Annotated in this window: 10 protein-coding genes; 5 read left to right on the top strand and 5 right to left on the bottom strand. The window is 45.2% G+C overall.

Annotated elements, in window-relative coordinates; all coding sequences use genetic code 11:
- The 3 genes from F6K53_RS33705 to F6K53_RS33695 form a co-directional block, all read right to left on the bottom strand.
- Positions 1–902, bottom strand: a 902-nt coding sequence (locus F6K53_RS33705) for a hypothetical protein (protein WP_293083715.1), incomplete at its 3' end; no start/stop codon positions are given.
- Between the two features lie 174 nt (positions 903–1,076).
- A complete protein-coding gene (locus tag F6K53_RS33700) occupies positions 1,077–3,656 on the bottom strand; it encodes an Ig-like domain-containing protein (protein WP_293071775.1) in 2,580 nt (859 codons plus the stop codon).
- A gap of 646 nt (positions 3,657–4,302) precedes the next feature.
- A complete protein-coding gene (locus F6K53_RS33695; RefSeq protein WP_293071774.1) occupies positions 4,303–4,497 on the bottom strand; it encodes a hypothetical protein in 195 nt (64 codons plus the stop codon).
- Positions 4,498–4,778: 281 nt separating this feature from the next.
- Here F6K53_RS33695 and F6K53_RS33690 point away from each other — a divergent pair, with 281 nt between their 5' ends.
- Complete coding sequence (locus F6K53_RS33690) at positions 4,779–4,955, top strand: hypothetical protein (protein WP_293071773.1); 177 nt, start codon at positions 4,779–4,781, stop codon at positions 4,953–4,955.
- On the opposite strand, the gene F6K53_RS33685 is transcribed toward F6K53_RS33690, so the two are convergent.
- Positions 4,937–5,122 carry a hypothetical protein gene (locus tag F6K53_RS33685; RefSeq protein WP_293020047.1) on the bottom strand — a complete coding sequence of 62 codons (186 nt, stop codon included), beginning with the start codon at positions 5,120–5,122 and terminating at the stop codon, positions 4,937–4,939. The two genes, F6K53_RS33690 and F6K53_RS33685, sit on opposite strands and share 19 nt — an antisense overlap.
- A 329-nt stretch (positions 5,123–5,451) precedes the next feature.
- Here F6K53_RS33685 and F6K53_RS33680 point away from each other — a divergent pair, with 329 nt between their 5' ends.
- Positions 5,452–9,321 (top strand): HEAT repeat domain-containing protein, encoded by a 3,870-nt coding sequence (locus F6K53_RS33680; RefSeq protein WP_293083712.1) that lies wholly within the window; start codon positions 5,452–5,454, stop codon positions 9,319–9,321.
- A complete protein-coding gene (locus F6K53_RS33675) occupies positions 9,278–9,550 on the top strand; it encodes a hypothetical protein (RefSeq protein WP_293071771.1) in 273 nt (90 codons plus the stop codon). The genes F6K53_RS33680 and F6K53_RS33675 overlap by 44 nt, the downstream gene beginning before the upstream one ends.
- Here F6K53_RS33675 and F6K53_RS33670 read toward each other — a convergent pair.
- Entirely contained in the window at positions 9,512–11,458 is a 1,947-nt protein-coding gene (locus F6K53_RS33670) for a DUF4114 domain-containing protein (protein WP_293083709.1), read from the bottom strand. The two genes, F6K53_RS33675 and F6K53_RS33670, sit on opposite strands and share 39 nt — an antisense overlap.
- Positions 11,459–12,079: 621 nt before the next feature.
- On the opposite strand from F6K53_RS33670, the gene F6K53_RS33665 reads away from it, so the two are divergent.
- Positions 12,080–12,211, top strand: coding sequence for a hypothetical protein (locus F6K53_RS33665; RefSeq protein ID WP_293066683.1), 132 nt, complete (start codon positions 12,080–12,082; stop codon positions 12,209–12,211).
- A gap of 120 nt (positions 12,212–12,331) precedes the next feature.
- Positions 12,332–12,525, top strand: a 194-nt coding sequence (locus tag F6K53_RS33660) for a hypothetical protein (protein WP_293083706.1), incomplete at its 3' end; no start/stop codon positions are given.

Here is a 12,525-nt window from a genome sequence, read left to right as displayed (position 1 = left end):
CTAATCGCTTCTGTGGTAATGCTGTTATAGCCAGAGAAATCCCACACTGGTGTAATCTCCACTAACCGACGTTTCCATTCTTCAAACACTGGCCACAGTCTGGTAACCCGAAGACTTTCCCATTGAGTAGCATGGGATGGTGATATAAATACTTTTAGCTCTATCCCTTTTTCCTTACAGGTATCGACAATGTCTTGAAGATCATTCAAAAAACTAGCGGAAAGTCGATATTCTTTATAATAGCCCTCACTGGTCATTAAGCCCTTGAGCATGTCCTTAAACCTTCCTAGTAAAGGTTGATCGGGCTTATTGTTATAAATAAAACGCCTACCATTGGCATCATAGAGAAAGTAAGCCTTTGAATTGATACTAGAACTTAGAGTGGCTCTACTAGCATTAAGCGCGTTTAGGGATAGGGTCGAATTAATCAACTCTTGCAGGGGAATAGTTTCTTGATTAATAAGACTTTCCTTAAAATCTGGAGCATTAGTTTTCAAGTCATTGAACATGAAAAAGTCAATACCAATCACAACGGTTTTTAAATCCGGTTGATTAGTTAGAGCATGGTCAAAATAACGTTTAACTTCATACATATTTGGACCAACTAGTGCCAAATTGTATCCGGACTTTCCTGGTTCCAGTCCTGGGTGGTTTGGGTTAAGTCCCAGGTCAGTTCGTGATGAACCTAACAAAACGATTTTGGGTTCATTACGAATAACATCTATAGCCTTGAATAGTCTAACATGGTTAAATTGTTCAGGTTTTAACTGATTTAGACCGGGTAACTCTGGGCTATTTATAACTCCGTAAGGGTCAACAGCAGCGTTCAATAAGCCAAACCCAAATAAACTGGGAAAGGTAACTGCTGCCAAGGTTAGGTTAAATCGACGATAGGAGTTCATATAGATAGGATTGCAATTGCTATAGTGCTATTTGCTTTTTAATTTTAACAGTGAAAATATGGGATGAAACAAAAAAAACCTCAGCTGATCCTGAGGCTTGTAAGCTATATCTGCTTGAGTAATTGTAGGAGTAATTGTAGGGTGCGTTACTAACACACTCTACTTAGACAACACTTAGACAACAGTTAAGTTAACCTGTGCTACCACATCGTTGTAGTCTTGGTCACCACCACCAAACAGATCCTCGAAACCAAAGGTGTTATCCCCTAGCAGGCGAACGTGGTCAACTCCATCTGGGTTAGCCCCCACGAAAGCAAAGAAGGCATTCAGGTCGGAATCCTCTTGATCTGCATTAGAAGGATTATCAGCTAGGAACTCCGCTACTGTACCATCGGAAATCAGGAATGGAGCCAGTATTACCCCACCGGATACTCCAGCACTTAAGTCTACCCGATTGGATAGTGCAGCTTGTGCATAACCAGCATTACCAACACTAATACCGTTAACTGTGCCACTTTCATCATCAATCCGATACCAGCCAACGGTATTATTGAAAGAAGCTTCACTGTTGACCACAAGACTACCAGTAACTGTACCAGTCACGTCCCTCAAATCCAGCAGTTCCCGTTGCCCTTGAATCTGGGTAGTGCCTACTCCCACTGGCGGAGTCGAACCTGAACCGTCTGAGACAACTACAGTGGCATCATTGTAGTCGAAGTCATTGCCATCTTCAAAGCCCAAGGTTAACGAACCATTGCCATTGTCAGTGACCTGTACATGGTTCTGACCATCGCTATTAAATGAAGCACCACTAAAGAATACGTTGGAGGTAGGATCCTGTCCCCCTAGCACCCCATCTTTAGAGCCACCTTGGATTACGTAGAATACCAGGTTATCGTTGACGTCAAAATTGTCGATGATGCGGGTGGGTTGAGCACTACCTAAACCGTCAGGGAGAACAGAGAAAATTGTCTTAGCCTGAGATAGAGCAGCTTGTACATAACCACTCTGACCAGGGGCAATGCCATTGATTGTACCTTCGGCACTATCAACAGCAAATACTCCAATTTCACTGACCTCACCAGCCTCGCGACCTGTAAGAGTGAATTGGAGTTGGGATGTTCCAGCCGTGTCGCCGGTAATCGTGAAAGTATTATTGGCATTCTGAGTCAGAGTCGAGGATACCGGACCGACAGGAGTACTCTCTTCAATGGTGATGTCAATAGTGGCTGTGCTACTACCGCCATTGCCATCGCTTACCTCGACAGTCAAGCTATCAGTGCCAGTGAAGTCGGCATTGGGCGTATAGATAATAAAGTCATCTGTGCGATTATCCGGAGTGCCATTATCATTGACTGCTGCCGTACCGTTGGTTGGATCCGTGACAATGGTAAAGGTTAGCGGATCTCCATCAGGATCAGAGTAATTAGCTAGAACATCAATGGTAACTTCAGTGTTTGGCTCAGTGGTAGCAGTATTGTTACCGCCTGTCACTACTGGAGCTTGATTAGCAGCAGTGACATTAACGTTAACGGTAGCTGTGACTGGATCATTGATGCCATCATCTATCTGGTAGGTGAAGCTATCAGGGCCAGTGAAGTCCGCATTTGGCGTATAGGTAATGGTACCATCTTGATTGACTTCTGCCGTACCATTAGCACTCTGCTGGTCAAGGGTTACAGTCAGAGCATCCCCTTCAGGATCAGAGTCATTAGCTAGGACATCGATAGTAACTGCAGTGTTTGGTGCAGTGGTCGCAGTATCCTCTACCGGTACTGGAGCTTCATTAGCAATGACATCAACACTAACGGTAGTTGTAACTTCATTGACACCATCACTGAGCTGATAAGTGAAGGTATCAGTGCCAGTGAAGTCCGCATTTGGCGTATAGGTAATGGTGTTATCTGGATTGACTACTGCTGTGCCATTACCGCCCTGAGCGTCAATGACCACAGTCAAGGCATCATCTTCAGCATCAGTGTCATTAGCTAGGACATTGATATTAACTGCATTGTTTACGGCAATAGTAACAGTATCCTCGGTGGGTACTGGAGGTTGATTAACAGCAGTGACATCAACGTTAACGATAGCTGTAACTTCATTGACACCATCACTGACTTGGTAGGTGAAGGTATCAGGCCCAGTGAAGTCCGCATTTGGCGTATAGGTAATGGTGTTATCTGGATTGACTACTGCTGTGCCATTACCGCCCTGAGCGTCAATGACCACAGTCAAGGCATCATCTTCAGCATCAGTGTCATTAGCTAAGACATTAATGGTAACTTCGGGATTGCCATCATTACTAACAGTGTCATTTACTGCAACAGGAGCTTCATTAATCAGGTTGAAGTCAATATAGTCAAGTCGAAGAAATTCATTCTCGTCACTTTGCCCGTTAATGGTGATTTGAGTGCCCTCGGCAATAAATATGCTTTCAGTAACGGTTATATTCTTGAAAGTCTCAGCATCAGGTAAAGTACCAGCACCAGGATTGGGATCATTGAGAGTGAATGAAAACGTCTCATCACCAATAGTGACATCGAATTGGCTATTCCCGTCTGTCTCATCAGCAACGTTTAAGATAACCTCGTAAGTGCCACTGGGCAAATCTAAGATTGTATTTGTAGTCGTAGCACTGCCCTGACTATTCCTATTAGGTAAATGGATTACTATTCCACCTGATGCATCGGTATTATTTTCCTCTGTAAAATTAGTTAGAGTAAAGCGGGGGTCTTCAAATTCAAATCTTGCCATAATATTTCGTCTTAAAAAACTCCTCGGTTGCTAAGGCTGTGGGCACTTAACGTTGACAATGATGGTAAGCATATGCGCTACGCGCAGGCTACGCCAACAGCTATTAGCTAAAGGCCTTTGGCCACGCTACTTGAGGTGCCCTCAGCAGCGGTCAGCTGATAGCTGATAGCCTTTGATATCAAGAGAATAAGTCCATAGGTTTGTTTTTACGGGTGACCCTGGCGTTACATCCAGGTCATAGCAAAATTGCTGTTGAACTTATCATTAATAGCTGATAGCATATAGTGGATAGCACAACGCTGAATGCTTATCTAATGATCTACCAATAAATAAATACCTACTTACCTCCAGATATCCGGATTTATTTTCCAGATTTATGGCAAAATGTCAGATGCCATAAGACAGTTTTAAGGATGCTCTTATCTTAATTAAAAATATTCTTGGATCCGAAAGGTTATTAAGTATTTATTGCCTTCGTCTTGTTTATATTTTTAAATAAAAATCTTAATTACAATGAAGCGATCGCTAGAAAAAATTTATCCCGTAATATCCCCTAGAAAAAGGAAAGAGCTTTGCCATACCTGCTCTTCCCTTGCTCTCCAAAAAATACCTTACTCATTGATGTCATGAGTTTTGGTTAATGTCACTAGTATTCGGTTAAGTTTATCAAGTCTTTATAGTAGTAATTTTCTATTTCTGCTAAATAAGGGAGTAGGGAGTAGGGAGTAGGCAATCGGGAATCGGGAATCGGGAATCGGGAATCGGGAATCGGGAACGGAGAAGATTTAGGGTTGTGGAACAGGCATCTTGCCTGTTTCAGCTGAAAATAGCGAAACCCCAACTGGGGATCCCCCCTAACCCCCCAAAACAGCGGGGGGAACACTCACCCTGTTTACCACACTTACCACACTCCCTGCTCCCTGCTCCCTGCTCCCTGCTCCCTACTCCCTACTCCCTCAAAAAAAGTTTGTTACAAAATCTTAAAAATATGCTATGATATAATATTTTTTGTGGTAAACTAAAAATGTGGACAAAATAAAGTCCATGGGAAGAGCCAGCCTAAGAGTTTTCGCAGGCTGCAGGCTGGCTCTTGGTCCCCCTTACAGGAGATAACTTAATTTTATGTCCCATAGACGCCTATACCCATGGGTGATGGTGAGGTTGTTACCACCCATGCCACCAATGGTTTTCGCTCGGTTCGACAACCCTGCTGATGCTAAGGGCTATGTGCAGGCTCTGAAAGCCTTGATGCCTGGTGCCAAGTTTCTAATTTTTCTTGATCACGGAGTAATTCCGTAGCACAGGCAGTTGTGTGGCACAGGCATCTTGCCTGTGACATAGGGAATAGTTGTGTGGCACAGGCATCTTGCCTGTGACATAGGGAATGGGGAATCGGGAATCGGGAATCGGGAGTAGTTGTGTAGAATAGGCTTCGATGCTGTGAGGAAAATATTGATCACAGGCAAGATGCCTGTTCTACCAAGAACCTAATTCCAGCCACGAGGTCAAATAGGTGGGGATCCCCCCTAACCCCCCTTAACAAGGGGGGGACACTTCCCACACCTCCCATAAACTCCATGCTTCCCACACTCGCGATTCCCGATTCCCGACTCCCGACTCCCGACTCCCGACTCCCGATTCCCGATTCCCAATTCCCGACTCCCGATTCCCGACTCCCGATTCCCTGTTCTATATAATAGTCACTAAAATTGGTATAATTAAAACTAACCTTCGGGGAGCATCGTAGTGTCAAAGGCTTGCTGGACTTAGGGTCTAGCGCCAACATTTTCATATATTGACCTTACTAACTCCGTGGGAAACTATCACCATGCCCCATAGAGGCGATGCCAACCGCCCAAAGCTTTTCCCTACCGTTAAGACTATTGTTACCCAGTGCCTATGTTGTTTGTTAGCACTGCTAGTAGCAGTATTTTTGATTGTTAACGGGAGTCACGCTAACCCATGCGTTTACTCTCACGAATCACACCCTGAGCCAAAATCGTGGCAGCTCAAGGGGATTGTGGCAGCACTGGATGACCCCGACCCTGAGGTATGGGTTAAAGCTTTGGACAAATTGTCTAGGTATAAATTAGATCAACTCAAGCACCCCCTTGAGATTCCTAACGAGAGAATTGAGCAGATTGCAGAGTTATTGGCCTATAAGCATGAGAGTAAGGATCAGACCGAGAATGAGAGAAAGTTGGTTCAGTCCAGAGTCCGTGCTAGTGCAGCAGAAGCTCTCGGTGAGATAGGACCAGCGGCCTATAAGTATGCTCCGCAAATTGCTGAACTGTTAACCGACGAAAATAGTGATATCCATGATAGTGCGGTATTGGCTCTGGGGAAGATGGGAGCAACCGCCTCTGAGTACATTCCCAAAATTGCCAAACTTTTAATCAACTCAGATGGTAATGTCAGTTATAGTGCCGCAAAAGCTCTCGGGCAGATGGGAGTAGCTAAAGACTACGCTCCCGAAATCGTTGAACGTTTAACCGGCTCAGATAGTGATAGTGATGTCCTTGCTAGTGCGGTATCGGCTCTGGGTCAGATGGGAGTAGCTAAAGACTACGCTTCTCAAATCCTTCCACTTTTAACCGACGAAGATTCGAGTGTCGGTTATAGTGCGGGATGGGCTCTGGGTCAGATGGGAGCAGCTGCCTCTAAGTACGCTACCCAAGTCGTTGAACTTTTAACCCACTCAGATAGTGATGTCCGTTATCATGCGGTATCGGCTCTGGGTCAGATGGGAGCAGCCGTCTCTGAGTACGCTCCCCAAATTGCGAAACTTTTAACCCACTCAGATAGTCATGTCCGTTCTAGTGCGGCATATGCTCTGGGGAACATGGGAGCAGCCGCCTCTGAGTACGCTCCCCAAATTGCCAAACTTTTAACCGACTCAGATTGGAAGGTCCGTAATAGTGCGGCATCGGCTCTGGGGAACATGGGAGCAGCCGCCTCTGAGTACGCTCCCCAAATCATTCCACTTTTAACCGACTCAGATAACCATATTCCTCATAGGGCGGCATCGGCTCTGGGTGAGATGGGAGCAGCGGCCTATAAGTACACTCCCCAAATCGCCAAACTTTTAACCGACTCAGATGACCGTGTCCGTGCTAGGGCGGTATACGTTCTGGCGCGGATGGGAGTAGCACCATCTGAGATAGCTCCCCAAATCCTAGAACTTTTAACCGAATCAGATTGGAATGTCCATTCTGCGGCATATGCTCTGGGTGAGATGGGAGCAGCACCATCTCAGTACGCTCCCCAAATCGCCAAACTTTTAACCGACTCAGAGAGTTATGTCCGTGATAGTGCAACAAAAGCTCTGGAGCGGATGGGATCATTTGAGGTAAAAAACTTACTTTATGTATTGAATGAAGTTTACCGGTACCAAAGAGAAGCACCAAGCTTACGTTTTCTGGCCTATTTCCTCAGTGGTGGGGAAAAAGACTCACTGCTCTTAATCAAGTGGCTGGGCTCACCTGAGAAATATCCCCATGAAATTCGGGTCATCAATCACCAAGAAGGGTTGGACGTTCTCAACCTATTTGCCGACATCTGGGAAGATACCCAACCTCTGTCTAAACTGCGCAAAGACTTAGAAAGGCAGATTGCCATAGTTGTTAACAAGGTGAACTGGAAGCAAGCAGATATGGATCTGCTCAAGAAACACTACAAAAATCTTAAGTCTATAGACTCCCAACTTGCTGCCGCCGTCAATGCCAAAATTATTGCCTTAGAAGGAAAGCACTGGTTTCTGATTGGGTTTCAGGTTTGGCTAGTCCATGTCAGTGGCTGGTTGTTGCTGATCATCATTTATCCTCGTTCTCTGCAAGTCCAAGGCCTAATCTGGGACTGGAAATTTCGCACCATTGTGGGCTTAGGCTATATCAGCATCGCTCTGACCTGGATTCCGTGGTTGCGCTACCGATTACTCGCTCCCTTCCGTAAGGTGCTGGTGGCCGATGCTAGCTTAGATAGCTTCGATCCCCAGGCTTACTTTCCCGAGTCTCACGTTAAAATTACACGAGCCACCCATACCCAACCGATTCAAACTGCCATTGCCCAACTCCAGTCTCCCGTGGTTCTGGTCGGGGAATCGGGATTGGGCAAATCCATGTTTCTCCGGAATTTAGTCAAAACCTCGGGGCGGCTGGCGGTGTACTTGCCAGCCAGCCAATGTGCCGGTGGTGTGCTGGAAGCGATTCAAGCTAAATTGCCCATCGCTGCCCATGACCCTAAATTCCTACAAAGCCTGATTAACTACAATACCCTAGATATCTGCATTGACGGACTCAATGAAGTCAGCCCAGACACCAGGGCTACCATTAATACCTTTGTGGAGCATCACGTCCAGGGGCATATTATCCTCACCACCCAACCCTTGGAATGGACACCCCCAGCGACGGCCAAAACCTACGTGCTGCAACCCCTGAAGCGCCAGCAAATTGCCGATTTCCTCACCTCTCGCCAAGGGATTTTGCCGGAGGATGTCCCGGTATCGGGTGTGGAGTACGAGCAAGCCTGTGACGACTATCTGGCCAGCCAACTCCACCAAACCCAATCGAAACAGGAGTTAGCCGCAGTACGTCGGTTTCTGTCCAATCCCATGGATTTGACCTTGGTGGCGCAACTGTTGGCCCAGGGCAAACACCCGGATTTGCTCAACTTGCAACAGCAGCAGTATGAGATCATGGCAGAGGACTATCAACAGATTCACCTTTGTCCCTTTCCCCTCGCTGAATTTGCTGAAACGGTCTATCAGATGCGCCTCCATGATCAAATTACCATCCCAGAAAACGACTGTTTGGATGAGTTGCAGTGTATGGAACGGTATAAAATGGTATTGACTCGTCAGCAGAAGGATGGGTTTGGTCGTACCTATCGAGAATGGAAATTTCGTCACGATAAAATCCAGGAATACTTTATCGTCCAGACCTTCCTGAAAACGGAGAATCGAGAACGTCAGCACGAGCATTTGAGTGACCCCCGATTTCGCGGTGTCTACCTGCTGCTGGCCACCCTGTTGGAGGTTAACCAAGCTCTGGTATTACGGGAAGTCCTGATTCAATCGGCTGCGGAAACCAAAGACCATGTCGTCAGTGACCAGTTCATCCAGCGGTTTAATTCTCGTCAAGAGCTAACCCAAACCACCAACAACCATGGCGTGCTTGCCCTTTACCAGAAGCATTACCAAGACCTGATCGAAATTGCTAGACTACAAGCCAGCCGACTTATCACTGTTGAAAACAACGCTATGAGTGAATCAACCTCAGACTCTAATCACTCCAACTATCATTCCAAGTATCAGTTTCAATACGATCGATCTCAGTCTCAAAATAACTTTGTCGATGGGACTCAAAGTGAGGTTAATCAAGAAATTGGTAGTCAAACTAAACACAATTATGCCCCGGAGAAAAACCAAACCCTAAGCGAAGCCGCCGCCGAAATCCAACAATTATTAAAACAATTAGAGCAAAGTAACCCCAATGCCACGGATTTAGAAAAGACAGCGTTTGTGAATATTGCGATTCCAGCAAGTACTAAACAACGGTTGCTTAGTGCCTTAGAAAGTGGTGGGAAAGAAGCCCTTAAAGAATTATTGGATAATCCTTATGTGAATGTGGGCATGGCGATTGTGGAAGGATGGCAGAATCCATCTTAGGGAACAGGGAACAGGGAACAGGGAACAGGGAACAGGGAACAGGGAACAGGGAACAGGAAGTTGTGTGGCACAGGCATCTTGCCTGTTCTACCAACAACCCAATTCCGATTCCCGATTCCCGATTCCCGATTCCCGACTCCCGTTCCCCTCCTGGGAGGGGTTAGGGGTGGGTTCCGACTCCCGATTAAATTCAGAAAATAACCTCTACTACCAAGTCATCATAGTCTAAATCACCACCACCAAAGGTATCCTCGAAGCTAAACCGATTGTCCCCTAGTAGGCGGACGTGATCAAATTGATCAGGGTTAGCGCTCAAGAAACTAAAGTAAGCATTCAGACCCGAACCCTGCTGATTCGTAGGATTCTGAGTCAAGAACTCTTCAACAGTGCCATTAGCAATTAGGAACGGAGCTAACAATACTCCACCGGATAGCCCACTGGCTAAATCGACCTGGTTGGAGATTGCAAGCTCTGCATAACCCGCATCACCGGGATTGAGATTGCCAATTTTACCACTAGCATCATCAACCTGATAAAAGCCAAAGCTATTCTCAAACACAGCTTGACTACTAACCACAATCTCAGGTGTTACTGTTCCAGTCACATCGGTTAAATCCAGTAGCTCCACTTGCCCTTGAATCTGAGGATTCCCTGTCCCCACAATCGGAGTCAAAGCCGAAGCGTCTTGAACCGTTACCACTAAATCATCAAAGTCTTGATCATCAGCATCTTCAAAGTTTAAAGTCAAGACACCGTCACTATTAGTCTCGCTTTGGATATGGTCTAAACCATCGCTATTGAAGGAAGCATCACCGAAGAATACAGAAGCATTTTGTCCTGCTAGCACTGCCTCTTTCGTGCTATTTTGTACTAGGTAAAATCCTAATTGATCTCCTACATCAAAATTGTTAATCAGACGAGTAGTTTGACCACTATCTTCAGGATTCAGCAGCACAGAGAAAATAGTCTGAGCATTAGATAGAGCCGCTTCCACATACCCTTCTTGACCAGGAGCAATACCATTAACTGTACCTTGGTCATCATCGGTGACAAAAACTCCAATTTCATTGACATTAGTAGCGTTTCGACTAATAAAGGAGAATAGGAGTTGAGCGTTGCCAGTGGTGTCACTAGTGATAGTAAAAGTATTGTTAGGGTTCTGAGTCAGAGTCGAAGGAACAAAGGTAGGGATCGAGTTAACAGTAATATCAACAGTCGCTGTATTTTGGTTGCCGTTGCCATCAGATACCTGATCGATCGCTGTATCAAGGCCGCCGTTGCCATCAGATACCTGATCGATCAAGCTATCATTCCCACTGAAATCTGGATCAGGAGTATCAGTAATAACGTCATCATTAGTATTATCCAAGGTACCGTTATTGTTAACCACAGCAGTACCATCTGGTGCATCATTTACAGGAGTAACAGTAATGTTAACGGTAGCGGTGTCAGCAGGGTTAACGCCATCGTTTAACTGATAAGTAAAACTATCCAGTCCATTGTAGTCGGGATTCGGAGTGTAAGTAATAAAATCATCGGTTAGATCATCAGGAGTACCATTGTCATCTACTACTGCACTACCATTACTGGGATCACTAATAACAGTTAGAGTGCTGTCTCCCTCAGTATCGCTGTCATTATCTAAGACGTTAATCTTAACGGTTGTATCTTCAGTGGTTGTGGCGGTATCATCTACTGCTACCGGGAGTTCGTTGGTCAGGTTGAACTCCATATAGTCAAATCGGATGAATTCATCACCATCAGTAGTACCTTTAACCTCGATCAGGTCTCCATTACGGATAAACGTGCTGGAGCTAATCTGCAAAGGGACGAAAGTGGAGGCTTCGGGGATACCGCTAGCAGTAGAGGAAGGATTATTAAGAGTGATTGTGGGAAAGACGGTACTGCCAATCCTGACATCGACGGTGCTTTCTCCATCTATTTCGTCAAAGATGCCAATGATTACTTCATAGCTACCAGTGGGCTGATTAAAGCTTGTGCTAGCAGTACCAGGGGGGAAAGCAGTATTAGTAACAGGATCAAATAGACTGATTAGTGCGCCCCCGGAGGCATCAGGATTAGCAGTAGTTACAAAGTTAGTTATATTAGAAAAATTTTCGGCTTCAATTCTCGTCATAGTCTTGTAGTCTCCAACCTTTATCTGTGTTTAAAGCTATGGTAATTTTAGTTGGTAATTTTGGGCAGCAAGTAATACGCTAGCAAGTTGATATCCACTCAATCCCCATGATCCCGATACCCTTTACAGAGTCATGGGCAAGAATAGACTACTATGCTAAACCTTCACAAAAGCACCGATTATTACAGCTAATGAAAAATCTGATCAATCTGCCGCTGTATTAGTTACAGGGTTTTGATTTTTCGTTTTTCAAAACCTATCTAAATGACGTAGATGCTCCACCAAAATTCTTTTGCTGACATAGTCTCAGAACTATACTATAGTCTTCCCCCAAGAGCTTGAGTTTTTGCGGTCAAACAATCCTTTATTCATTGATGACATAAATTGGGTACTATGTCACCATGGAATGTAGTAATTTTATCAAAACTTTATCCTATTGTTACGGATATGAAAATTGGTCAATATTTTCTCTGACTAGAGAATAATTAATGCGATCGCGCTGCAGGTAGAGAATAGGAAACAGGGAATAGGGAACTTCTGATCAGGGAAAGAGAGGGAGGTGTGGGAGGTGTGGGAAGTGTGGGAGGTGTGGGAAGTGTGGGGATAGGGAGGTGTGGGGAGATGGGGAGATGGGGAGATGGGGAGATGGGGAGATGGGGAGATGGGGAGATGGGGAGATGGGGAGATGGGGATTCAGATCAGCAACTGGCTCTCCAAAACCGCGCTACCTCGCTGCATTCTTTCGTCCCTTGAATTTGTAAACACCATTATACCAATTCCTATAATTCTACGGGTATAAACAATACCGAAAATCGACTTTATATATACTTTAATATAACTATTCTGATTTTTTTTATAGCTTTTATCATAGTCATGAGGTACAGAGTTTTTTACCTATTCCCTATTCCCTATTACCTATTCCCAGAGCCGCTGTTCCCTGTTCCCTATTCCCTATTCCCTATTCCCTATTCCCTATTCCCTATTCCCTATTCCCTATTCCCTATTCCCTATTCCCTATTCCCTATTCCCTATTCCCTATTCCCTATTCCCTATTCCCTATTCCCTAT

It is taken from the genome of Moorena sp. SIO4A1 (genome assembly GCF_010672065.1).
GTDB lineage: Bacteria > Cyanobacteriota > Cyanobacteriia > Cyanobacteriales > Coleofasciculaceae > Moorena.
Note: the sequence above shows the minus strand (reverse complement) of the source record. Positions and strands in the feature narration are given on the sequence as shown.

What these genes read in the sequence shown, in the direction of transcription:
- F6K53_RS33700 (WP_293071775.1), bottom strand. Translation starts at nt 3,656, where the DNA reads ATGGCAAGATTTGAATTTGAAGACCCCCGCTTTACTCTAACTAATTTT.
- F6K53_RS33690 (WP_293071773.1), top strand. Translation starts at nt 4,779, where the DNA reads ATGTCCCATAGACGCCTATACCCATGGGTGATGGTGAGGTTGTTACCA.
- F6K53_RS33675 (WP_293071771.1), top strand. Translation starts at nt 9,278, where the DNA reads ATGTGGGCATGGCGATTGTGGAAGGATGGCAGAATCCATCTTAGGGAA.
- F6K53_RS33670 (WP_293083709.1), bottom strand. Translation starts at nt 11,458, where the DNA reads ATGACGAGAATTGAAGCCGAAAATTTTTCTAATATAACTAACTTTGTA.
- F6K53_RS33665 (WP_293066683.1), top strand. Translation starts at nt 12,080, where the DNA reads ATGGGGAGATGGGGAGATGGGGAGATGGGGAGATGGGGAGATGGGGAG.